This is a genomic window from Chryseobacterium phosphatilyticum, from assembly GCF_002899825.2.
Lineage (GTDB): Bacteria > Bacteroidota > Bacteroidia > Flavobacteriales > Weeksellaceae > Chryseobacterium > Chryseobacterium phosphatilyticum.
The window spans coordinates 427,284-452,499 of record NZ_PPED02000001.1; the positions used below are offsets into that span (position 1 = coordinate 427,284).

The 25,216-nt window shown below is 36.4% G+C and carries 21 protein-coding genes; 10 read left to right on the forward strand and 11 right to left on the reverse strand.

From position 1 onward, the window contains the following. Positions 1-334 precede the first annotated feature (334 nt). Positions 335-1,309 (forward strand): dipeptidase, encoded by a 975-nt coding sequence (locus C1631_RS01920; protein ID WP_109710067.1) that lies wholly within the window; start codon positions 335-337, stop codon positions 1,307-1,309. 149 nt (positions 1,310-1,458) lie between these two features. Here the strand turns inward: C1631_RS01920 and C1631_RS01925 are convergent, their stop codons facing one another. Next, positions 1,459-3,003, reverse strand: a complete 1,545-nt coding sequence (locus C1631_RS01925) for a hypothetical protein (RefSeq protein ID WP_109710069.1) — start codon at positions 3,001-3,003, stop codon at positions 1,459-1,461. A 148-nt stretch (positions 3,004-3,151) separates the two neighbouring features. Here C1631_RS01925 and C1631_RS01930 point away from each other — a divergent pair, with 148 nt between their 5' ends. From C1631_RS01930 to leuB, 4 genes are read left to right on the forward strand one after another with little or no spacing between them, the layout of a single operon-like run. Beyond that, on the forward strand, positions 3,152-4,315 hold the full coding sequence (locus C1631_RS01930; protein WP_109710070.1) for a 2-isopropylmalate synthase: 1,164 nt from the start codon (positions 3,152-3,154) through the stop codon (positions 4,313-4,315). A 29-nt stretch (positions 4,316-4,344) separates the two neighbouring features. After that, positions 4,345-5,733: a 3-isopropylmalate dehydratase large subunit gene (gene leuC / locus C1631_RS01935; protein WP_109710072.1), complete on the forward strand. Its 1,389-nt coding sequence runs from the start codon at positions 4,345-4,347 to the stop codon at positions 5,731-5,733. Between the two features lie 13 nt (positions 5,734-5,746). Then, a complete protein-coding gene (gene leuD / locus C1631_RS01940; RefSeq protein ID WP_109710074.1) occupies positions 5,747-6,355 on the forward strand; it encodes a 3-isopropylmalate dehydratase small subunit in 609 nt (202 codons plus the stop codon). Continuing rightward, complete coding sequence (gene leuB, locus C1631_RS01945) at positions 6,336-7,460, forward strand: 3-isopropylmalate dehydrogenase (protein WP_103249007.1); 1,125 nt, start codon at positions 6,336-6,338, stop codon at positions 7,458-7,460. The genes leuD and leuB overlap by 20 nt, the downstream gene beginning before the upstream one ends. Before the next feature lie 90 nt (positions 7,461-7,550). Here leuB and C1631_RS01950 read toward each other — a convergent pair whose 3' ends face one another. From C1631_RS01950 to C1631_RS01995, 10 genes are all read right to left on the reverse strand, one after another. Next, the gene (locus tag C1631_RS01950; RefSeq protein ID WP_109710076.1) at positions 7,551-8,111 is read right to left on the reverse strand and encodes a hypothetical protein; all 561 of its coding nucleotides are present in this window, start codon (positions 8,109-8,111) and stop codon (positions 7,551-7,553) included. A 164-nt stretch (positions 8,112-8,275) separates the two neighbouring features. Continuing rightward, complete coding sequence (locus C1631_RS01955; RefSeq protein WP_103249865.1) at positions 8,276-8,461, reverse strand: hypothetical protein; 186 nt, start codon at positions 8,459-8,461, stop codon at positions 8,276-8,278. Positions 8,462-8,472: 11 nt separating this feature from the next. Beyond that, complete coding sequence (locus tag C1631_RS01960) at positions 8,473-9,078, reverse strand: DUF4230 domain-containing protein (RefSeq protein WP_103249866.1); 606 nt, start codon at positions 9,076-9,078, stop codon at positions 8,473-8,475. A 2-nt stretch (positions 9,079-9,080) separates the two neighbouring features. Next, positions 9,081-9,644 (reverse strand): TlpA family protein disulfide reductase, encoded by a 564-nt coding sequence (locus C1631_RS01965; RefSeq protein ID WP_103249867.1) that lies wholly within the window; start codon positions 9,642-9,644, stop codon positions 9,081-9,083. A gap of 2 nt (positions 9,645-9,646) precedes the next feature. Beyond that, positions 9,647-10,114: a pyrophosphohydrolase domain-containing protein gene (locus tag C1631_RS01970; RefSeq protein ID WP_103249868.1), complete on the reverse strand. Its 468-nt coding sequence runs from the start codon at positions 10,112-10,114 to the stop codon at positions 9,647-9,649. Between the two features lie 179 nt (positions 10,115-10,293). Beyond that, on the reverse strand, positions 10,294-10,713 hold the full coding sequence (locus C1631_RS01975; RefSeq protein ID WP_109710078.1) for a hypothetical protein: 420 nt from the start codon (positions 10,711-10,713) through the stop codon (positions 10,294-10,296). A 13-nt stretch (positions 10,714-10,726) separates the two neighbouring features. Next, on the reverse strand, positions 10,727-11,434 hold the full coding sequence (locus C1631_RS01980) for a glycohydrolase toxin TNT-related protein (protein ID WP_109710080.1): 708 nt from the start codon (positions 11,432-11,434) through the stop codon (positions 10,727-10,729). Between the two features lie 449 nt (positions 11,435-11,883). Next, positions 11,884-14,121, reverse strand: coding sequence for a zinc-dependent metalloprotease (locus tag C1631_RS01985; RefSeq protein WP_109710082.1), 2,238 nt, complete (start codon positions 14,119-14,121; stop codon positions 11,884-11,886). 187 nt (positions 14,122-14,308) lie between these two features. After that, the gene (locus tag C1631_RS01990) at positions 14,309-17,239 is read right to left on the reverse strand and encodes a reprolysin-like metallopeptidase (RefSeq protein ID WP_109710084.1); all 2,931 of its coding nucleotides are present in this window, start codon (positions 17,237-17,239) and stop codon (positions 14,309-14,311) included. 497 nt (positions 17,240-17,736) lie between these two features. Beyond that, positions 17,737-18,876, reverse strand: coding sequence for an acyl-CoA dehydrogenase family protein (locus C1631_RS01995; RefSeq protein WP_109710085.1), 1,140 nt, complete (start codon positions 18,874-18,876; stop codon positions 17,737-17,739). Positions 18,877-19,066: 190 nt separating this feature from the next. Here C1631_RS01995 and C1631_RS02000 point away from each other — a divergent pair, with 190 nt between their 5' ends. From C1631_RS02000 to purF, 5 genes are all read left to right on the forward strand, one after another. After that, a complete protein-coding gene (locus C1631_RS02000) occupies positions 19,067-20,986 on the forward strand; it encodes an endonuclease (protein WP_109710087.1) in 1,920 nt (639 codons plus the stop codon). Between the two features lie 404 nt (positions 20,987-21,390). Beyond that, complete coding sequence (locus C1631_RS02005; protein ID WP_109710089.1) at positions 21,391-21,996, forward strand: SatD family protein; 606 nt, start codon at positions 21,391-21,393, stop codon at positions 21,994-21,996. 2 nt (positions 21,997-21,998) lie between these two features. Then, positions 21,999-22,694 (forward strand): DUF3307 domain-containing protein, encoded by a 696-nt coding sequence (locus C1631_RS02010; protein ID WP_109710091.1) that lies wholly within the window; start codon positions 21,999-22,001, stop codon positions 22,692-22,694. A gap of 36 nt (positions 22,695-22,730) precedes the next feature. Continuing rightward, a complete protein-coding gene (gene purC, locus C1631_RS02015; protein ID WP_027372243.1) occupies positions 22,731-23,453 on the forward strand; it encodes a phosphoribosylaminoimidazolesuccinocarboxamide synthase in 723 nt (240 codons plus the stop codon). Between the two features lie 131 nt (positions 23,454-23,584). Further along, positions 23,585-25,084, forward strand: coding sequence for an amidophosphoribosyltransferase (purF, locus tag C1631_RS02020; protein WP_109710093.1), 1,500 nt, complete (start codon positions 23,585-23,587; stop codon positions 25,082-25,084). Positions 25,085-25,216: the final 132 nt, after the last annotated feature.

A 25,216-nucleotide genomic window follows, 5' to 3' on the forward strand; every position in this document is an offset into this window, starting at 1 on the left:
CTAAGAAATTTTAAGATGCAAAAATACGCATTTTTTAGTTAATATACTATATTAACATGTATTTAGAATGAGAATTAATATCCTGAAAAGTATTTTTGATAAGTTGCAGGACTCATAATAGATATTTTAAATAGTACAGAATCATCAAAAGTATGATTGGGGGCCATTAATAGTAGTATTTTAAAGGTCCAAAAAAAGCGTAAAATAAGGGATTCTATGATTCATATTTTCAGAGGGATAAGTTGTTGTAAAATTTCTTTTTTTTCTGAAATATCTCCGAAGAAATAAAGACAACTATTATATTTGAAAGGAAAATCTAAATTACAATTGATATATGAGTACAATAAACGTTGATTTGCATTGTGATCTGTTATATTATTTATTGGGAGCTAATGCTTCCATTGATGACAAGGAAATAGGGTGTTCTTTACCTTATTTAAATGAGGGGAATGTCAAACTTCAGATAATGGCGATCTATTCCGGAACCGGTAAGGACAGTACGATGTATGGACTGCAGCAAAGTCTGTTGTTTTCAAAACTGATAAAAAATGAAAACTTTTTCCTGTTTAATGAGGAAAATTATAAAGCCCCGGAAAATAAAAACCGGGTAGGAGTGATGGCTTCTATAGAAAATGCATCGTCCTTTTGTGATGAAAATGAGAGCCTGGATTCCGGATTTAAAAAACTGGAAACCATTATTGAAAATACACAAAGAGTTTTATACATAGGCATTACCCACCATCTGGAAAACCGTTTCGGAGGAGGAAACAACGCTGAAGCAGGACTAAAAGATGACGGAAAAGTTTTAATAGATTATATTGCTGACAAAAAAATTGCCATTGATCTGGCTCATACAAGTGATCAGCTGGCCCATGATATTTTCAATTATGTTGATCAGAAAGGATATTCCATTCCCATTCTGGCAAGTCACTCCAATTACAGAACAATCTATAAAAATAATAGAAACCTTCCTGACGAATTGGCCAAAGAAGTGATCAGAAGAAAAGGCCTGATTGGTCTCAATTTTATTAAAGATTATATTGACCTTGACCATCCGGAAAGATTATATGACCATATCCAGTATGCGCTGGACCTTGGAGGCAAGGACAGTATTTCCTACGGAGCAGACTATTTTTACTGGAAAGACCATCCGGATACTTCCCGTCATCCATTCTTTTTTCCTGACCATGCTGATGCCTCAGCATATCCTGCAATTAATAATGAAATTGAAGAAAGATTTTCAGCAGAACTGGTAGAAAAGATAAGCCATAAAAATGCTTTAAGTTTTATAGAAAGAATCTGGAAATAAACTGATTGAGTAGGTGATGAAATCAGCTTGATTGCATTGTTCAGATTCCTGCGGAATGATAATATGAAAGGGTATCACTTTATTTTGTAAACTAATATTCTGTCATTCCGCAGGCATCCGGACTCTTACAATCAGGTTCAGAGAATCCATTAATTTTTCCTTTTATACTTTACTTTTTGCTTGATAATTTCAATCACATCTACATTTTGAACCTTAGATTGTATCCAGCCGTGAATATCAATGTAGAACAATGATCTTCTGTAATATTCATTATGAGAAAACTCTTCCAGTTTCTGATCAAAAACTTCAAATGCTTTTTGTTGTTGGCCCAATACTTCGTTATTCAGGTTTTTAAAAAATTGAATGCTCTCAAAATGGAAGTCTTCCGGTTTTTTCATTTTTTTGGCAAACTTCAGGGTAGAAGCCACAAATTCATCATAATCTTCATCATTTCCAGACTCATATTTAGCCATTAAGATCAGAATTCTGGTATGAAAGAGAAGGTCTTCCTGTACATTTCCTTTGGACTCAATAACTCTCATGCAATATTGAATTGTCTTTTTATACATCTTACTGCCAAAAAACATTGCAGCCATCTTAAGATATAGAATCATAAAATGGTGTTCATCAATTCTTTCGCGAAGTTTGTCCATCTTAAGTTCTATTTCCGGAATAAGCTTGGTTCCCGTGAAAAATTCTCCTTTTACAAAGTGAATATTCATCAATGTATTGGAGTAGGTAAGAAAGATCAGTGACTGAAGATTTTCATTCTGAGCAAAACTTTCTGAATGCACAGTTTTACTAAAATTTTCAAAATGCTCTTCCAGAATATCAATATTTCCGTATAAGAATAAAATTTTCAACAGATAAGTGTTTCCTTTAATGTACCAAACCGGGTGACTGAAGATCATTTCCGGCTTTTTGTGAAACAAATCAACCCATTGATAGGCGTACTTCAACGTATATTTATAATCCTGAAGAAGCTGGTTTTTCCATACATGGGCTTTGAAATACCAAAGTTTTTCTGTAAAATTTAATTTATCAAACCTGATTTTTTTTATTTCTTCATTGAAAATATCCAGAACTTCCTGTCTGTCAGCATCATTTTTCACATAGCCATGGGTTAACATTTCGCTGTATAATTTCAAAGAAAGATTGGAAAGTTTCGTGGTATATCGGTTTTGTCTGCTGAGTTCCTGAGACTGCCTGATCAATTCATCAGCACGACCTTCAATACTTCTTGTAATGAATTGGGATTCAATAACTTTTTCAAGGTCAATGATTTCAGAAGCAATACTTTTTTCATCAAGCTCTAGTGCCTCTTTTTTAGTTTTATCCAATATTTTCAGAGCTTGCTTATATAACCCTTTTTGATACAGAATATTAGCGAAATCAAGTTGCTCTCTAAGCTGAATTCTATAGTTCTGATGACTGGGGTTCATGCGTAGGCTCACCAGAATTTGTTTATAAAGATGGGCTTTAAGGTTGGAAAGCTGCTGTTTCGTTGAAATTTTTTTCTCGATAATAATGCTTTCGTCGTATTCTTTCATTTTATCCATTTCGGAAAATAACAAAAGAAATTTGGCATCTACATTAATCCCGAGACGGTTTACATATAACTTAAACTGACGTTTTTCTGAGGTGGTCAATGACTTTACCAGTACAAACAAAAAATCTTTCTGCAATTCTGCCATTGTAAATTTTTAGAATTTAAATATTTAATTATCAATGATATATATCAATTTTTGAAACAGTTGAATATTGTAATTTTCTGAAAAGATGAAAATCGAAAAATATTACAAGCTGTAGTTTTGGATCAAAATTAAGTAAAAAACTTCATTTATGAATTCCGAAAAAATTGAAATTTTTGATACCACGTTGAGGGATGGGGAACAGGTTCCGGGATGCAAACTGAATACGGAACAGAAGCTGATTATTGCTGAAAGGCTTGATGAACTAGGGATTGATATCATTGAAGCAGGATTTCCAATTTCCAGTCCCGGTGATTTTGAATCTGTTTCCGAAATTTCAAAACTCGTAAGAAATGCTAAAGTGTGTGGACTGACAAGAGCCAACAAAAAAGATATTGATGCAGCAGCAGAAGCTTTAAAATTTGCAAGGAAACCAAGGATACATACGGGAATTGGAACTTCCGATTCTCACATCAAATATAAATTCAATTCTACAAGAGAAGATATTTTAGAGCGGGCTGCTGAAGCAGTGCGATATGCTAAAAGCTATGTAGAAGATGTAGAATTTTATGCGGAAGACGCGGGAAGAACAGATAATGAATATCTGGCTCAGGTATGTGAAGCAGTGATTAAAGCCGGAGCTACGGTATTGAATATTCCTGATACTACGGGGTATTGTCTTCCGGAAGAATATGGCCAAAAGATAAAATATCTTAGAGAAAACGTAAAAGGTATTGAAAAAGCAGTGCTGTCATGCCATTGTCACAATGACCTAGGATTGGCAACCGCGAATTCTATTGCCGGAGTGATCAACGGGGCACGCCAGATTGAATGTACTATCAACGGGCTTGGCGAGAGAGCCGGAAATACAGCTTTGGAAGAGGTAGTCATGATTCTGAAACAACATAAAGATTTAAATCTTCATACCAATGTTAACTCCAGGATGTTGAATGAGATGAGTCAAATGGTTTCTGATTTAATGGGAATGTCTGTGCAACCTAATAAAGCTATTGTAGGAGCCAATGCTTTTGCTCATAGCTCAGGAATTCATCAGGACGGGGTAATTAAAAACAGGGAAACTTACGAAATTATTGACCCTGCAGAAGTAGGTGTTAATGAATCGTCTATTATTCTGACAGCACGAAGCGGACGTTCTGCATTAGCATACAGATTTAAGCATATTGGCTATGAAGTAACTAAAAATGAACTTGATTACTTATATCAGGAATTTTTAAAAGTTGCTGATATGAAAAAAGAAATTTGTAATGATGATCTAAGCCTGATGATGACAGCTTTTAACAGAAAGATAGGATAAGGTTTTATGTAAATCAAGATAAAAGTAAAATGAACAAAGATAGAAAGACACTTTTTGATAAAGTTTGGGATGCTCACGTAGTGGATGCAGTTCCAGACGGACCACAAATCATATATATAGATAAACACCTGATTCATGAGGTGACCAGTCCTCAGGCATTTGCAGAACTGGAATCAAGAAACCTCGAAATATTCAGACCGGAGCAAATTGTAGCAACAGCTGATCATAATGTTCCTACTTTAAACCAGGAACAACCAATCCGTGATGAACTATCAAGAAATCAGGTTCAGCAACTCACAGAGAACTGTACAAAAAATCATATAGAGTTATTCGGTTTAGGACATCAATACCAGGGCATTGTCCATATTATTGCTCCTGAACTTGGGATTACTCAACCCGGAATGAGCATAGTGTGTGGAGATAGTCATACCTCTACACACGGCGCTTTCGGAAGTATTGCTTTTGGAATCGGAACAAGCCAGGTAGCACAGGTTTTTGCCAGCCAGTGTTTGTTACTTAATAAGCCAAAGTCAATGAGAATTACTGTAAATGGTAAATTAAATGACAATGTCCAGCCCAAGGATGTCATTCTTTATATCATCTCAAAAATAGGAACAGATGGCGGCACAGGCTATTTCTGTGAATATGCCGGAAATGTATTTGAGGAAATGTCTATGGAAGGAAGGATGACTGTTTGTAATATGAGTATAGAAATGGGGGCAAGGGGAGGAATGATTGCTCCTGATGCAACTACTTTTGAATATGTAAAGGGAAGGGAATATGCTCCAAAAGGAGAAGAATGGATAGAAAAAGTAGCCTACTGGGAAACTTTAAAAACAGATGAAGGGGCAAGTTTTGATAAAGAACTGAGTTTTGATGCATCAGATATTTATCCGATGATCACGTACGGTACCAACCCGGGAATGGGAATTTCTATTCGTGAGACGATCCCGGTTCCACAAAATGAATCAGAAGAAAAGGCCTTGCAATATATGGGATTGGTAGCGGGACAATCTCCATCCAGTATTAAAGTTAATTACGTATTTATAGGAAGCTGTACCAACGCAAGAATAGAAGACTTCCGTTCTGCAGCTCAATATATTAAAGGAAAAAGTAAGTCAGAAGCAGTAAAAGCGCTTATCGTTCCGGGATCTCAGCAAGTTGTGAAACAGATCCATGAAGAAGGTTTAGATAAAATATTCAACGACGCAGGATTCCAGATTCGTCAGCCGGGATGTTCAGCATGTCTGGCAATGAATGATGATAAGATTCCTGATGGAGAATATTGTGTTTCCACTTCAAACAGGAATTTTGAAGGCCGTCAGGGGCAGGGAGCCAGAACGATACTTGCAAGCCCGCTTACTGCAGCTAAAGCAGCAATTGAAGGTAGAATTTCAGCTTTTGAAAGCTTAAACTAAACAGAAGAAGTACATGCAAAAATTAGTTATTATAAAATCCACGGCAGTTCCGTTGCCGGCTGAAAATATAGATACAGATCAGATTATTCCGGCAAGGTTTCTCAAAAGTATAGACAGAAAAGGCTTTGGCGAAAATCTGTTCAGAGATTGGAGGTTTAATATTCATACAGGAGAACCTAATCCTGATTTCATTCTTAATAATCCAAAATTTAACGGTGAAATTTTAGTAGCAGGAAATAATTTTGGATGTGGAAGCAGCAGGGAACATGCAGCATGGGCACTAACGGATTACGGATTTAAAGTTATTATTTCCAGTTATTTTGCTGATATTTTCAAAGGAAATGCTCTGAATAATGGCCTTCTTCCGGTAAAAGTTTCTGAAGAATTTTTAAAAGAAATTTTAGAAGGAATTCATGAAAATCCAAACAATCAGATTGCAATTGATGTAGAATTACAATCTATCAGTTTTAAAGATACCACGGAAACTTTTGAATTGGATTCCTATAAAAAAATATGCCTTTTAAATGGCTATGATGACATTGATTTTTTAATCAGTAAAAAACAGGCCATCACAGAATTTGAATTAAAAACACAAAAAAGAAATGAGCGACAAGTATTTTAAAATTGCAGTACTTCCCGGAGATGGAATTGGCCCGGAAATTATCAATGAAAGTATCAAAATATTAGATGTCATTGCTGAAGCTTTTGAGTACAAGTTTCAATTTGATTATGGTTTGATTGGAGCTGAAGCTATTTTTAAGACGGGAGATCCTCTTCCCGAAGAAACGTTGAAAATCTGCCGGGAATCTGATGCCGTTCTTTTCGGGGCGATAGGAGATCCTTCTTTTGATAACAATCCAGAAGCTAAGGTGAGACCCGAACAAGGTTTGTTAAAACTTCGCAAGGAATTGGGGTTGTTTGCCAATCTTCGCCCTTTGAAAACATATTCTTCACTGATTGAAAAGAGTCCGCTTAAAAGAGAAATTATTGAGGGGGCAGATATTCAGATATTCAGAGAGCTGGTAAGTGGAATTTATTTCGGAGAAAAATTTACTGATCCTGATGGAGGCTATGCTTATGATGTTTGTAAATATAGTCGTGAGGATATTATTCCGATTGCCCATATGGCATTTCAGGAGGCTCAGAAGAGAAATAAAAAACTGACACTTATTGACAAAGCCAATGTATTGGATACTTCAAGGTTGTGGAGAAAAACCTGTCAGGAAATTGCACAGGATTACCCTGACGTGCAATTAGACTATATGTTTGTAGACAACGCGGCGATGCAATTAATCCTTAATCCTAAACAGTTTGATGTTATTCTGACTGAAAATATGTTTGGCGATATCATTTCTGATGAGGCAAGTGTCATCGGAGGATCTATCGGATTACTGCCTTCGGCCTCCGTAGGGGACAAAAATGCATTGTTTGAGCCTATTCACGGTTCATATCCACAAGCAAAAGGTAAAGGTATTGCCAATCCTATTGCTTCCATTCTGAGTGTAGCAATGATGTTGGATCATCTTAACCTGAAACCTGCCGCAGATAAACTGAGACAGTCTGTGGAACATGCAATTGAAAATAAGTATGTTACCATAGATCTTAATACGAAGCAATACTATTCAACCAGTGAAGTAGGAAGTTTTATTGCAGATCATATCAGGTATTCGGAAAAATCTTATTATAACTTTGAAAATGTAAAAATCGGAAAATCAACCATAGTATAGATCAATTATAGTTCACTTAGATAGATAGTTAGAAGAAAAGTACTGCCTCCTATGAGACGGTACTTTTCGATTTTATTCCAGGGTAAAAGATTAGTGAAATAAAACTTTGCTTATTTTTATCTGCTCTGGTGATCTAATTTCTGATCCTTTATTGATGAAAATATAAGGAATCCTGGTTTTCTTTTTAAAAGTTCTGATAATAAGAAGAAGAGCAAGATAATCTGAAAAAGGAAAATGTTCAACTTTTTCGTAAGCTATTGTATTTTCTTTTAGTAAGATTTGAAAGTGCAGAGTTTCAGTCTTAAAGTCATAATCAGGGGTGATTTTCTTAATCTTAGTCCATCTAAAATGGGCTGTTCTCAATGTGAGACCTTTAGTATTGACGACTATATATGGCTCTGTGAATACTTTATAAATTTTGTATAAGGTAAAAAAGACGGCAAAAATTCCAATTTTTAAACTTGTTTCTTTATAGTTTGTGAAGAAAAATAATAGAAGAAAGATCATTATTGTAACTCCCAATATGATGACAGATCTCCTTTTAGATTCAAAATATTTTTTCGGAAGTGCTCCGTCAATAGTCCTGAATTTATAAAATCGATGTTGATGTAGGCTTTTTATTCTATCTGTCTTGTTTTTTATTTCCATCATTAGTTTTTAAGTTCAGGGATGGCAATTGTAACGGATGAAAGAACTCCCATAAAAGAAAAGGTTCTGTTTAATATAAGACAGAACCTTTTCTCTTATAAGGTATAAGATCGTGATTGCGAACCCAAGGTGAAGCAATCTTGATTAAATAAACCAGAAGGGTTTATTTAATCTTTAGTATTATCCATTTTACCTGATTTATTTTTTGACGCCTTTTGGACATCTTCTTTATCAATATCAGGTGGGTTGGTCTTCTTTGATGATGCAGGAATATTCTGGAAATCCTGAATCTGTTTTTTTGTTTCTGCACTATTGGCAGCTTCTTTCTTTGGAGTATTTTCTTTTGAGTTCATAGCCTGAATTTTTAGAGTCCAAGAATACCGATCTTTCCGGTCTTATCTTCTATTGTATAGTTCAAAGCTTTTGCCAAAACGAAAATATGATCAAGATTTTCCATTAATTGTTTACGTCCTTCACTTCTCAATTGGTTTTGATCAATTGATTTCAATGCAGTTTCCTTAGCCTTTTCCGTAACCCCTTTAATATCTTTTTCCGTAATTCTGTTAAAGAAAGAATCATCCAGCGATTGAATCTCAACGCTTGGTGTAATTCTGATATCTGCATCGGGAAGTTCCGTAATCACCAGCTTTTTGTTGATGGAATCTACTTCGATCTTCATTTTATTAAGATCATAAGAAACCTGAGCATTGGTTTTCGTGTACGTAATAATACTGTTGCTTGAAACCTCCTTTCCAAGTACCTCATAGCCCATTTTGGTTTTCTGCATACTGGAAGTATTCTGCTCCATCACTACCATCTTATTCATTTTGGAAATCTGGTTCGTCAGAATGTAATAGTCTGATTTTTCCGTTTTTCCGCCAAGGTTAAGGCAGGATTTCAGGCCAAAAAACACAAGCAATACAGCTCCTGCACCGGCTATAAATGATATGATAACTTTATTATTTCTCAAATCTATTTAAAAATTTCTTTGATGACAGATGAATCATTCTTTTTTAAGATCTCAGCAAGATCTCTTTCGATGTATCCTGAAGTAGGCATTTCTACAATTCTTCCCACTTCTTTTCCATATCTTTTAAGAATAATGGTAGGAACCTTTTGGATGTTATAAAGCCCTTCGTCACCAGTAGGAGACTCTTTTTTACGGTTAACTGCAATAATGGTGAGTTTACTATCCGGATAATTTGCTTCTTCAAGTATTTTCATCAACCTTGGAACGTCTCTATGGCTATCCTCACACCAGGTTCCCATGAAAACAATAACATCATATGATCCTATTCTTTCTTTTCGGAGTTCACTGATGGCTTTCTGATCAAGAGCATACTCATCATGTTCTTTCACATACCAGTCAGCATAAGGAGCCTTTAAAAATTGTGATTTTGATTGATGACCCAGAAGCATTTTACCGTCTTTTTGAGAATCAACCTCACGGTTAATGACTACCTTTTGAGCACTCAATTGCTGAGTGGCCCAAAAAAGACTTGAAGCGGCAACAATACGGGTAATAAATTTTTTCATACTTATTTTTCGATGATTGATTTTAAATCAGCAGGAGAGTAGTATTTATTTTTTAATACTTTATGATCTGCCTGTCTGTATACATTGTATTTTTCTCCTGACTTTTCATAAAAAGATTCTACTTCCTTTTCTTTATAGAATTCAACAGTTTCCTTTGCCTGATCCTCATTATCACATGCCTTCGACATATTGGAACGCTGAACTTCGTTGAATAACTCTACAAATTTGTTGCCAAGCCCGAATTCAAGTACAGCACCGCTCAAAACATACTGAAGATCACAAAGTGCATCTGCAATTTCTACAATATCATTATCTGCAATGGCCTGCTTAAGTTCGTTTAATTCTTCCTGTAAAAGTTCTACTCTAAGATTGCATCTTTCAGGAGAAGGAATTTGTGGGGTATCTAAAATAGGGGCTTTGAAAGTAGTATGGAATTCTGCTACTTGGTTCAGACTATCAATTTTATCCATGAATTTTTTTATTTCCCACAAAGATAGAAAACGATTTGTAAATTTTGAAATGTGGCAGAGGGAAATGTATGAATATTGGCACAGTGTAAAGTTGATCATTTTTTATGCAAAAGTCCACAACCTGAGATTGTGGACTTTATGCTAAGAACTTAATGTTTTTTTCAGTATTCAAAAATGTATCATTCCAATTCTTTATATTTCCAGATACCTGAAATGTTGAGAATCGTTAAACCCGGTTGCTTTTCCCCATAGCTAAAGACACAAATGTATTTTGAATGGCAGGTTTTGCAGGCTGTTCCAAAATATAAAGTGGGCAGGTCATCTACTGTTAATTCCCCAAAATGAATCATTCGTTGTGAGGTTTCAGAAACCATTCCGTTTTTTAGAAGCTCAGATTTAGAAAGGATATGGTCTTTGTCATACATCTGAAAGATCGGAAATCCTGAATTGTAAGGAATAATTTCGATGCTATTCTCATGGTTGCAATCAGGACAAATGAATTGAGTAACCACGGATGGAGAGGTTTCAGCATTAATGAAACTTTCTTTTGCTATAAGAGCTTTTTTACCAAGGCTTATTTTTTTTGATATTGAATACATTTGATTTTATTTATTACTGAATAACGGTACCTACTAAATTATTATATTTTCCGCTGGGACTTTTTTTAATGGTAACTTTTATATATCCTTCTTCAGCTAATTTATTCCATGTTTTCGGATACCCCGTTGTAACATCAAGTGGAATTTTCCACATGGTTTGTTTTCCGTTTCCGGCCTGGCCAAACCAGGGAATAATATCAGCTGTTTGAGACTTAAAAGATAGTAAATTATTCAATACATCAATCTCGTAATAAAAATCATATGTATTTTCAGGCTGGTTCAGAGCTCTTTGGGTAAAAGTATACACATATCCATTAATGATAGGGCTTGTAAAGCTTCCTCCCAAAGTAGGAACCCCCGTGCCGTTGTATGCTCCCACAGCACCGCTGTACCTGTCAAATTTTTGTCCGGCTACTATAGGGACATCATCAACAATATTGTATCCTCCGTTTGCCGGTGGCCATCCTCCGTTTAATTTGTAAGTTTTAAAAAGATGTTCCAGCTCCTTCCAGTTTCCTTGTTTGTATAAGTCAAATGCAAGATTTCTGGTGTATTGATCTACGGTTCCTTTTGGATCGTAGGTTAACGCAAAATCATCCGCATTCTTAAAATATACAATTGTAACCGGGCTTGTGTTGATTTCCTCATAGCTGTCGGGGCCACATGCTACGGAGATGAATGCCATGGTGGCAAGAAAAAAATACTTAAATACATGTTTCATAGTATATAATTTTAAAATAGTTTAAAAATCAGAAGAGTATTACTTAGGTATAAAAATGACAGAAGTTTCTCATTGAAAAACAATTTTCTTTTTTTGATAAAAGCTGTTGTGTCCTGATACGGATAAAGAAAGAATTGTAATCATTGCATCATAAATTTTCATCAATACAATGAACCATTGGTATCATTATCAACCTAGACGGCTTTAATACTCCCGGGATCTACAGTACAATGACAAAATAATATTGTTGACGTAAATTTAAATTAAAAAATTAAATTATAGAATTTTTTCAATAAAATAAACGTATTTATATTAATATATTTAATTATTGTTAGTGATTGTATTTTAGATTTAAAATATAATTATAAAATTAATACATGGTCTTGGAGAAAAAAATAAGCAACCTCACCATGAAGCTGCTTACTGATAATACGTAATTTTAAATGTAATTATTTCTTAATGAATTTTTTTATAAAATTTTCAATATGAATAAGATATGTGCCGCTTGTGAACTCACGGACATTCACAGTTCCGTTCTGAAGTTTCCCACCTTTAACCAGTCTACCAGACATATCATAAATTTTATATTCTCCCGTATTCATATTTGAAACTGTCAGAATATCTTCTACCGGATTGGGATAAAGGTTGACTTCCGTTGATCCTGTTTTGGGGTCAACGGTCGTCGGTTTTCCGTCAGAAGGTGTAACTGTTATGTTGACATCATTAACATTAAAGAAAATATGATTATTTCCTTTTACCATGATTCTTCCTGAAGAGGTTGGAATATCAGGAATCGTTACAGTTTTCATACCATTGTTGGGGGTTCCGGCTAAAAGTGTTGTCCAGGTAGTTCCGTTGTCGGTAGACCAAAGAATATCAACAAGAGTGGCATTGATGCCGTTGGATGTTGTTCCTGCCACATTCCATGTTACAGCTTGTGAACTTCCGCCAATATAGGATACAGCAGTATTTTGTGAAGTAACAATAAAAGGTCCCGCAGCTGAAGTAACGGTAAGCTTTGTATCATCTGAATTGTTTCCTGCACCACCCGGTTTGTTGTCTCGAACTGTAAATCTGAAATTTAATGTTCTTGCCACCGAAGGTAAAGCCTCTACATCAATTTCATCTCCGGCTGTGGTTGTTTTTTTTGCTAAAACTGAAGACATTTTAGGGAAATATCTCACCGGAGAAATGTTTGGAGTCCATGATCTGAAAAGTGGACCGATAGTTTTAGTCCCTATAGCGGCGGAGTTGGAACCTGTTTCGGAAGAGGTTCCTTTATCCATTTGTTCCCAGATATAAGTTAAAGAGTCTCCATCAGCATCTGTTCCGGATCCCGTTAACATGAATGGAGTGCTTTTAGGAATTGTATAATCAGGCCCTGCGTTAGCGGTAGGGACTGAGTTTCCTGTTGGAGAGTTTACAGAGCATGTAGCGGTCTTGATCCTGTTGGTAATCTGTTCAATGCTTAAGGCATGAAAGAACGGGTCAGATTTTTTTTGAACATCATAGTTGGTAATCCCTGCATATCCCATGATGGTAGATCCTGAACCTGGTTCAACGGGCTTTAAATCCAACTGAGTTTCGTAAGACCAGGTGTGATTTCCTCCAAACTGATGCCCCATTTCATGAGCTACAAAGTCAATGTCAAAAGCATCTCCTGACGGGCCTCCATTGGAAGGAGAAGTATAGCCACTTCCTTTATAATTACTAGGATAAGTAACTCCCTGGTACACATATGTTGACATATCATCATTACACAGACAGCCTATACATCCGGCATTTCCGCCTCCGCCATCCCTTCCGAACAAATGGCCTATGTCGAAGTTCGAATTACCAATAGTTGAACTTAATGTATTCATCAATTGAAGGTTCCAGTTGTTCATTTGAGTTGAAGGAGAATATGGATCAGTGGCAGCATTGGTATAAATGATTGCATCATTATTGGGAATAAGTACCATTCTTGCAGCAAACTCATTTTCAAAAATTCCATTGACACGGGTAAGGGTGTTATTCATAGCTGCTAATGCCTGTGCTTTTGTTCCACCAAAATATCCCGCATATTCTCCTGTACATGAAAGGGCGAGCCTGAATGTTCTCAAGGTGGAATCGTTAGCGTTTTTAGCTGTCACAGCAGTGGTTGATCCTTTTTGTGCCGATTCAAGAACTGTACATTCAAAAGGGCTTAAATCATCTTTTCTATCAGATTTTTTATAGACGATATAGGTTGATAAATCCTTTGTATAGGGTTCTATAAAGACAGCTGATTTATCATTGTAGATCTCCATGTATGATAAGCCTAAAGAAGAAATGCTAAAATAAATAGTTGAAGATTTATCTGTACTTTCGCCGATGTATGATCTGATATCCGGATATTTATCAGTCAGCTCAGAATCAAAATTTGAATTTTCACTCACGTTAAAATGCTCCATTTTTCCGGTAGAGCTGGGAAAGGATATAACGATTCTCGATTTTTCAGCAGTTGCTGATCGTTGAGAAACTCTGGATAATATGCTTTTTAATCCGTTGATATTAAGTTTATAAATTTTCGGATCATTGATTCCGGATTTGTTCTCAAAAATAGGTGTAGAAGTTTTATGGGAGCCTTTGGCCCATAAACGATCTGTTTGAGCAGATGAAATACCTGATAGCGCAAGCATTCCCATCATCAATAATTGTTTTTTCATGTACTTGTGAATTTTTCATTTGTGTTTCGCAAAGCTAGCAAAAAATAATAGGAAGGAACTCTTTTATGAAGAAAAAATTAAATTCTATGTATGTAAAAATAGGCAGGTGTATAGCATAATGGAATTATCATATAAAAAAAGACTGCTCATAGAGAGCAGCCTTTCACATCGTTTTGGTTGTAAAGTCTTAATTCTTAACGAATCTTTTCGTAATCTCTCCGATCTGAATCATATAAGCTCCTTTGATAAGTCCGCTTACATTGACAGAACTTCTTTGAAGTTTTCCTGAATCAATTAGTTTTCCACCCATATCGAAGATCTTATAGTCTTCAGATGATGTATTAGAAATATATAATATATCTTTTACAGGGTTTGGATACAGCTTAATATCAGTAATGAGATCTTTTGTATTGGTCAGATCACCTTTTCCTGAAGAAACAATATTAAGAGTGTAATCTTCTACCTGTCCATAAGTATACGCTTCACAAGATGAGGTAGGAATAGAGCTGTATTTCATCATCACTCTCATTCTTGTTGAGCCAAGGGTTGCTGTTGAAGGAATAGTAACAGATCCTGTTACCGGACTGGTCGTAGAACCTGCTTTTGTCCAAACCAGTTCTCCACTATCTGTGAAATCTCCGTCACCGTTATAATCAATATACGCGGCATAAGCTTCACTATATTTTGTAGATGTCCAAACCGGAGTTACAGAAAGGGTATATGTGGTGCCTCTCGTTACATTAGTAGAAATTGATGTGAAGTTTTCATAACCGGCTGTTCCTGTTGAAGTATTGTTGATGGTTCCGAATTTTACATTTCCGATTCTCTCATCAGCAGTGTTGGATGCTGAAGCTGAGCAGTAAGTAACTGTTCCCCCTGAAAGAGTTGTCACGCTTACTGTATTACTTGAAACAGAGGTGTTTCCTGCTGCATCTTTCGCTTTAACCGAGAAAGAATAAGTGGTGGCCGGACTCAATGATGTTACAGTATAGGTTGTAGAAGCTGTAGAACCAATCAGTGAAGCTCCCTGATATACATCATATCCCGTAACGCCTACATTGTCTGTTGCTCCGGACCAGGAGAGGTTAGTAGTAGTAGAAGTTGTTCCTGAAGCGGCAAGAGTAGGTGCTGTAGGTGCAACCGTATCAGGAGTTCCGGATCCTGCATTAACACTAATATTGGCGTTATTTACATCAAAGAAAATATGATTGGTGCCTTTCACCATAATTCTACCTGTTGTTGTCGTAGCATTAGGAATAGTTACGGCCTGAGATCCGTCGTTTGGAGTTCCTGCCAATAGAGTAGTCCAGGTGTTTCCACTGTCTGTAGACCATAAGATGTCCACATTAGCTGTATTCACACCGTTTGCTGTAGTTCCTGCGATATCCCAGGTTACATTCTGAGAACTTCCGCCAGTGTAAGTTGTTGCTGAGTTCTGTGAAGTTACTGTGAATGGTCCTGCAGTATTGTTTACGGTAATGACAGCATCGTCTGAGTTATTTCCTGATCCTCCGGCCTTGTTGTCACGAACCGTAAATCTGAAGTTTAATGTTCTTGCTACAGAAGAAAGAGCTTCAACGGTAATTTCTGAACCGGCTGTAGTCGTTGCACCTGTTAGCACTGAAGCCATTCTCGGGAAGTATCTTACTGGAGCCGTTGTTGGAGCCCATGATCTGAAATTAGGTCCTGAAGCTTTTGTCGCACTTGCCGCTGAGCTTGCTCCTGTTTGGGAGGATGAAGCATTGTCCATCTGTTCCCAGATATACGTTAAAGAATCTCCGTCTGCATCTGTACCTGTTCCGGTTAGTACAAATGGAGTTCCTTTTGGAATTGTATAATCTGAACCGGCATTTGCTGTTGGGATTGAATTCCCTGTATTGGTATTAACAGAGCATGTTTTAGCTTTAATATTATTGGTGATTTGCTGAATGCTTATCGCATGGAAAAATGCATCTGAGTGGGGCTGAACATCCTGGCTCGTAATTCCGGCATATCCCATGATGGTTGACCCTGATCCCGGCTCCATATTAACTCCGGTTCCTTCATTACTCATGGAGAAAGTGTGGTTTCCACCAAACTGATGCCCCATTTCGTGAGCCACATAATCAATATCGAAATTGTCTCCCGATGGAATAGCGTCAGCAGGAGAGGTGTAGCCACTCCCTTTAGAACCATTGGTACAGATACATCCGATACATCCGGCATTTCCGCCACCTCCTGATGCACCGAATAAATGCCCGATGTCATAATTGGCTTCCCCGATTACTGATGTCAGTGTGCTTTGAAGTTGTGAATTCCAGTTGCTCATTCCTGATGATGCAGAATAAGGATCTGTGGAAGCATTAGTATAAATAACTGCGTCATTATTAGCAATAAGAACCATTCGGGCTGCAAAATCTTTTTCAAAGACACCATTTACACGGGTCATAGTACTGTTCATAGCGGCTAGAGCCTGCGCTTTTGTTCCTCCAAAATACGTTGTGTATTCTCCGGTACAGGAAAGTGCCAACCTGAATGTTCTTAATTTAGCATCATCAGCATTGGGTCTTGCTGCAAGAGCTGAATTGTTGACGCCTTTTTGTGCTGCATCAATTACGGTACATTCAAACTTGTTAAGATCCTGTTTCTTGTCTGATTTTTTATAAACTACATACGTCGAAAGATCTTTTGAATAAGGTTCGATAAATACTGCTGATTTGTCACCGTAAATTTCCATGGATGAAAGGCCAAGTGGAGAAATACTGAAGTATACTGTAGAGTTTGGATCATCTAGGCCCTGGCCTACATAAGATTTGATGTCCGGGTATTTTGCTGCCAGCTCAGGAGCAAAGTTGGAATTCTCTCTCACTTTAAAATTTTCCATTCTGCCGTCAGAATTAGGAAGAGAAATGATGAGTTCTGATTTTTCGCCGACTGCCAGTCTTTTAGGAGCTTTGGCAAGAGCATTTTTCAATCCGTTGATGTTTAGACTGTACACCTTTGGATTGGTGATGCTGGATTTGTTTTCAAAAATCTCTGATGAGCTTTTTCTGGAGTTCTCAGACCAAAGACGATCAGTCTGCGCATAAGAAACACCCGTAATAAGGAGCATTCCAATCAGGGTTAATTGTTTTTTCATATTAAATACTTATTTTGGTTGTGGAATATCAAAACTAATAAAAAATATGTTACGAAAAACAAAATTTTTTAAGAGAAATTTAGAATATTACTTTAAAATATTATGCAATGCATTGAATAATATTGAAAAAGCTTATCAATAAAAGAAAACTAGAATAGTAATTCTGGATTTAATTTTGGAAAAAAAATAAAAATAAAGTATATTTTTGATAATATCATAAAATGAGACAATAATATTTGTGTATTATTTAAGAATTAATGAATAAAATTAAGAAACTGTCACTTGGTTGTTATTACTGTAATTGATAACCTATAACAGCAAAAAAGCTGTTCCAAATAGAAACAGCTTTTTTTAATTTTTATCGTCTACAGTAAACCCTGATGATCCGGAGCATTATGTCGATTGATCTTAATTATACAACCGGCTCACCACTATACTGGTGTAAATAATTAGAAAGAAAATCTCTTATCATCTGTATTTCAGAAAATAGAAGAAAATTATTTTGTAATATCTCTTCCGATCACCAATCTCTGGATTTCAGAAGTTCCTTCTCCAATGGTACAAAGCTTAGAATCTCTGTAGAATTTTTCAGCAGGGAAATCTTTTGTATATCCATATCCTCCAAAGATCTGAACAGCATTATTAGCGATTCTTACACAAGCTTCAGACGCATATAATTTTGCCATAGCTCCTTCTTTTGTCATTTTCTGCTTAGCGTTTTTCAAGGTAGCTGCTCTTTGAATCAGAAGTTCTGAAGCATCAATTTCCGTTGCCATGTCAGCCAGCATAAAATTGATTGCCTGGAATTCAGAGATTGATTTTCCAAACTGATGTCTTTCTTTAGCATATTTTAAAGCCGCTTTATAAGCTCCTCTTGCGGTACCCAAACTTAGTGCAGCGATAGAAATTCTTCCTCCATCCAAAATTTTCATGGCTTGTTTGAAGCCTTCACCTACTTCACCTAAACGATGAGAGTCCGGTACACGTACACTGTCAAAAATAAGTTCTGCTGTTTCGGAAGCGCGCATTCCTAGTTTATTTTCCTTTTTTCCCGAAGTGAAGCCAGGCATTCCTTTTTCTAAAACAAAAGCGGTAGAATTATTTTTTGCTCCTTTTTCTCCTGTTCTTGTCATTACTACGGCGATATCTCCTGAAATAGCATGCGTAATAAAATTTTTAGCACCACTGATGATCCAGTCATCACCATCTCTTACAGCGGTTGTCGACATCCCTCCAGAATCCGAACCTGTATTGTGCTCTGTTAATCCCCAGGCTCCAATTACTTTTCCGGAAGCCAGCTGAGGAAGCCATTTGTTTCTTTGTTCTTCGTTACCAAATTCATAAATATGATTGGTGCAAAGCGAGTTGTGTGCTGCTACAGAAAGACCAATAGACGGGTCTACCTGAGAAATCTCGTCAAGAATCGTAACATATTCATGATATCCCAGACCGGAACCTCCATATTGTTCAGGAACTACAACGCCCATAAATCCCATTTCTCCTAACTGGTGAAATAAGTCTTTTGGAAATGTCTGGCTCTCATCCCATTCCATAATATTCGGACGGATATTCTTTTCTGCAAATTCTCTAGCTGTCTCCGCTATCATTTTGATGTTGTCAATAGTCTCTGTATTCATATAGATAATAGTTAGTTCCCAAAGATAATTAAATTGGCGGAATGCTAAAAAAATATTTTATTCATAGTATTTTAGGACACAATATTTTAATTACCAATATTTTTATGTTCTAAAAAATAATGATTTCTTAATAAAATATTCTCTTGATAGGTGTTTTATTTTAGTATTTTAGAAGCCCAATTTTTAAGGCATGAAAAAAATTCTACTTCCTATTATTTTGATTTCCTCTTATTTTTCTGCGCAGGCTCCTGCCGGATATTATAGTGGAACAGCTGGATTGACAGGTTACGCTCTGAAAACAAGACTTCACGATATTATTTCTGAAAAAATGGTCAATTGGCATTATGATGATCTTAAAGTTTTGTACGGCCAGACTGATCTTGATAAATATTATGATCATGATGCCTCTAATACACAATATTTACTGGATATCTATTCTGAAAAACCTGCAGGACCGGATGCTTATGAATATACCATCGATCAGCTCATTTCAACTGCCGGTGCTGAAGGGCTGGGATATAACAGGGAGCATATGATGCCACAGAGTACATTCAGTACAAGTTCATCCATCAGTGATTATCCTATGTATTCTGATCTGAATTTCATTATTCCTGTGGACGCCTATATTAACCAGCGAAGAAATAATTATCCTTATGGAATTGCAGGAACTACAAATTACTATACTTTTACGAATGGTTCCAAAATATCAAAAGCGGCAATTCCCAATTATCCCTATACAGGCAGGGTGTATGAACCTATTGATGAGTTTAAAGGAGATGTTGCAAGAGCATTGCTTTATTTTGCGGTAAGATACGAAGGTAAATTAGGCTCTTTCAATACAGCATACAGTACCTCTGCAACAATAACACCTGCTACGGATCAATGTCCACTTGACGGAACGGAAGAAAGAGCGATTGATCTCCCTTACATTGCTATGCTGAAACAATGGAGTACATCAGATCCTGTTTCGCAACGAGAGATTGACAGAAACAATGCTGTTTTTGCCCTACAGAAAAACAGAAACCCATTTATTGACCATCCGGAATGGATTGATGCGATCTGGTCTGAAACGCCTGATAATATTGCGCCTGTAGCTCCTGCATCCTTGGTCTCATCACAGCAGAATGCGTATTTTATCAACCTGAACTGGACTGCTTCTGCTGACGCAGATATTTTAGGATACCGGGTTTACGTGAATGGTGCAGCAACACCTGTGGCAGTCACAAAGGGGACTTCTATAACGATCGATCATTTGAATCCGTCCACTACTTATACTTTTACTGTGAAAGCTTTTGACAAAGGGTATCTTGAATCTCCTTTCAGTAATTCTGTTACCACTGCAACTCTGGCCTCGGATTTATATGCTCCCGATCTTATGATCACAAAGTATATATCAGGAACCAATAATATAGCCAATACTATTAAGAATAATGCACTGGAAATTGTAAATAAAACAGGGCATGAAGTGGATTTAAATAATTACAGAATTAATATTCAGCTTAAAAACAATACAAATGGAGCTATTTATAATGCAGATACTTACGAGCTTGAAGGTAAAATAGGGAATAATGAAACTTTTGTAATCCTGAATCCAAAAGCTAATTTATCATGTTATTCCATTGACCAGGCTAAATTTGTAACAGCTTCTGATCCTATGACTTTCAGAGGAGAAAATTATGTAGAGCTTGCTTATAATAAAACAGTTACTGTAGATGCTATTGGTACAAAATACGTACTCAACACCAATGGTAATGTTTCATTATATAGAAAGAATACAGTTAACCAGCCCAATAGTACATTTACTATGGGAGAATGGGACGCTTATCCGTCCAATTACTGTCAGAATCTTGGTGAAACCTTATCTGCGGCAGAGCTTATTGCCGTTAAAAATGATGTGAAAATATATCCTAATCCGGTGTCTGATTATCTTTTTGCCAAAGGAGCTACAGAAAAAATAAAAACAGCCCAGATTATTGATTTCTCAGGAAAAGTAATTTATACGGAAAAGGATCCGTTTAAGAATAAAAATAATATTTCTGTGCAGGGAATTCCTGCTGGAACGTATCTTTTGAGGCTGGATGAGCATGTGCAGCAGTTTATTAAAAAATAGTAAAAGAGTAGCTCATATTTCAATGATATCCAACCTAACAGGTTTTTGAAACCTGTTAGGTTTTATTTTTTTATAGATCATAGTTGTAACCTTGCGAGGGGTTTGAAATTTCGGCAAGGTTATTAGCCCTGATAGTAGCGGTTACCCCACAGCAAGCAATGGGAAAGGAGGGAGCGAGGAGTATGAGCGGATAGCAGGAACAAGCTTCTTATTAAAAAAGTAGAGTTAAATTGGAAAAAAAATATCAGTTTTTCACTTCCTGTATTTTTTTTGATTTGATATAAGGTCTTAAAAACCTTATGGTTACTATAAAATTGATATAAGCAGATTCACTAATAATCAATATCTATAAGTGTTTCTGCTTATATTTTTTATTTATAAGTAATTATGCTTATATTTGCAGTATGATAGCGGTCATTACCGGTGATATTATAAATTCACAGCATGCGGATACTGAAGTTTGGATTACCAGACTTAAAAATCTTCTCGAAAATTGGGGAAGCGTTCCTCATACATGGGAAATTTACAGGGGAGACGAATTTCAGTTCAAATGCAATATTGATGACGTATTCTGGCGTTTTCTAGCCATAAAATCTCTTATTAAAAGTCAGGAAAATTTAGACGTAAGAATGGCCATAGGCATTGGGGAGGAAAGTTTTTCTTCGGAAAAAATCACAGAATCTAATGGTACAGCGTACGTAAATTCCGGGAGGTTATTGAATGATTTGAAAAGTGACGGTCATACGGTTGCGATCAAAACATCTAATGATTCTGTAGACAGGGATCTTAATATCCTGCTGAAATGGTCGTCAAAGGATTTTGATAACTGGACAATGGCTACCTCGGAGATTATTCATGAAATGATCATGAATCAGGACATCACACAGGAAGATCTTGCTAAGAAATTTACTATTTCACAGTCCTCGATAAGCCAGAGACTGAAAAGAGCCAACTATGAGCTCATCGTAGAAACCAACCAGTATTTTAGAAAGAAAATCTCAGAACTATAGACATGATCTTTATTAAACTCATATTGGCACATCTACTCGGAGATTTTACTCTTCAGCCAAACTCTTGGGTTGCAGATAAGGAAAACTATAAACTGAAAAGTAAGTTTTTATACTATCATGTTCTGATTCATACCGTTTTAAGTTTTATTTTCCTTTGGGATTTACAACTATGGTGGGTTGCTGCTTTGATAGGAATTTCTCATTTTATTATCGACGCTGCAAAGCTTAGTTTTCAAAATGTCAAAACAAAGAAAAGATGGTTTTTCATAGACCAGATGCTGCATGTTTTGGTGATTGCCGGAGTTTCTTTTTATTTCGGTGAATTTGATTTCAGCTTTTTGCAGAATCAGGAGTTTTTGAAAATAATAATGGCGGCTTTGTTTTTGACAACACCTGCATCTATTTTCATTAAACTTCTTTTATCATCCTGGACACCTGCTCCGGATGGTCCCAACAATATCCAAACCGAATCTTTAACAAGTGCCGGAAAATATATCGGAATTTTAGAACGCTTACTGGTTTTTACCTTTATCATGGTGAATCACTGGGAAGGCGTAGGTTTCATGGTGGCTGCAAAATCTGTTTTCAGATTCAGTGACCTTGCACAGGCAAAACAGAGAAAGCTTACGGAATACGTACTGATTGGTACACTGCTGAGCTTTGGACTGGCTGTCCTAACAGGAATAATAATAAAATAAATCAATAAATCTAACTACAATTTAGAAAGTAAAATTATGAGTCAAAAGAAAGAAATGTTGTACGAAGGGAAAGCGAAACAAGTATTTGCTACCGATAATCCTGATGAAGTAGTAGTGCGTTTCAAAGACGATGCTACAGCATTTAACGCTCAAAAGAAAGGCCAGGTTGACCTGAAAGGGGAAATGAACAACGCCATCACTACTCTTATTTTTGAATATTTAAATGAAAAAGGGATCAAAACTCATTTCATTAAGCAATTGGACGAAAGAGAGCAGTTGGTAAGAAAAGTATCAATTATTCCTTTGGAAATGGTGGTGAGAAACTATTCTGCAGGAAGCATGGCACAAAGATTAGGAGTGGAAGAAGGAATCAAATCTCCGGTAACAATCTTCGATATTTGCTACAAAAAAGATGAATTGGGAGATCCGCTTATCAATGATCACCACGCTGTATTCTTAGGTGCAGCTACGTATGAGGAATTGGATGAAATGTATGAATTGACCTCTGATATCAACGAAATCCTTATCGATCTTTTTGATAAAATTAATATCATCTTAGTCGATTTCAAAATTGAATTAGGGAAGACTTCTGACGGAGAAATCATCTTGGCTGACGAAATTTCTCCTGATACTTGCAGACTTTGGGATAAAGATACCATGAAGAAGCTTGATAAAGACAGATTCAGAAGAGATTTAGGAGAAGTAACTGAGGCTTACGTAGAAATCTACAACCGTCTTAAAAATCTTTTACAGAAATAAGATTTCAGATGCTAGATATCAGATATTAGCACCGAAAAATACTTTGTTAGTTTAAAAACAAAATTAAAATTTGAAGTTAGTTTTTAGTCTGAAATCTGAAATCTGACTTCTAAGATCTACAATTAGAAAAAATGAAAAGTTTAGACATTCATAAAAGTGAATATTTAAAACAGTTTGAAACCCAGACTTACGGAAGAAATCTTTTCAGAACTCAGGAAGAGGAAAGACTGGATGCTCCGAATGAAGAGTGTGGAATCTTCGGATTGTATTCGGATGCTGATCTGGATACTTTCTCTCTTTCGCAGTTCGGGCTTTTTGCGCTACAGCACAGAGGTCAGGAAGCGTGCGGTATTTCCGTTTTAAAAGAAGGGAGAATTACCAATATGAAGGATGAAGGTTTAGTTTTAGATGTTTATAAAGACATTCAGGAACCTGATACTTTTATGGGAAATTCTGCGATCGGGCATACCCGTTATACGACTGCAGGAGATAAAAAGAAATATAACTTCCAGCCATTTTTCGCGAAAAACGAATATGACCAGATTATACTTTCTATAGCTCACAATGGTAACCTTACCAATGCGAAAGAACTTAAAGCTGAATTAGAAGCTGAAGGTGTAGTTTTCAGAGCAACTTCCGATTCTGAAGTGATTTTAAGATTAATCCAGAAAAATCTGGACTTAGGTCTTCGCGGGGCTATTAAAGCTACCATGGAGAAAATTGAAGGAGCGTATTCTGTTGTTGGAATGACCAGAAATAAATTCTTTGCTTTCAGGGATTTCAATGGAATCCGTCCGTTGGTTTTAGGAGCTATTGATGAGAAGTCATATGTGGTGGCTTCCGAATCTGTAGCGCTGGATGCTGTAGGAGCTCAATATGTACGCGATATCCTTCCGGGAGAGATTATTTATACCAACGAAAATGAGCCCGGAAAACTTCATTCTTATATGATGGATGAGGCGAAAGGTAAGCAGAGAATCTGTTCTTTTGAATATATTTATTTTGCAAGACCGGATTCTACCTTAGAGAATATCAATGTATATGAAATCAGAGAAAAATCCGGGGAGAAAATCTGGGAACAGGCCCCTGTAGAGGCAGATCTTGTGATCGGGGTTCCGGATTCCGGAGTTCCGGCTGCCATTGGCTTCTCAAAGGCTTCAGGAATACCATTCCGCCCTGTATTGATCAAAAACAGATACATTGGAAGAAGTTTCATCGTTCCGACTCAGGAAATGAGAGAAAGAGTGGTCAATTTAAAGCTGAATCCGATTATTTCTGAAATGAAAGGTAAAAGAGTTGTGATTATTGACGACTCTATCGTTCGTGGAACGACCTCTAAAAGGCTGGTTAAAATCTTAAAAGATGCAGGTGTAAAAGAGATTCACTTCAGAAGTGTTTCTCCTCCTATTATTGCGCCTTGTTATTTAGGAATTGATACCCCTTCAAAGGATGATTTGATTTCTGCAAATATGTCTACAGAGGAGCTTAAAAACTACCTGGGAGTTGATTCTCTGGAATTTTTAAGCATTGACAATCTGAAAGATATTTTAGGATCTTCTAATCACTGCTTTGGATGTTTTACAGAAGAATATCCGGTAGGAAAAGGAGAGGAGCTGGAATTATTTAATTAATATTTCTTACATAAATAAAAAGAGTCAGGTAAACAGCCTGGCTCTTTTTTATACTATGCTATTTTGAAAAAAAACTCTGAGATTCTAAATATATCAAAAGCTTAATATTCCTGTAGTATATAGTACATAAGT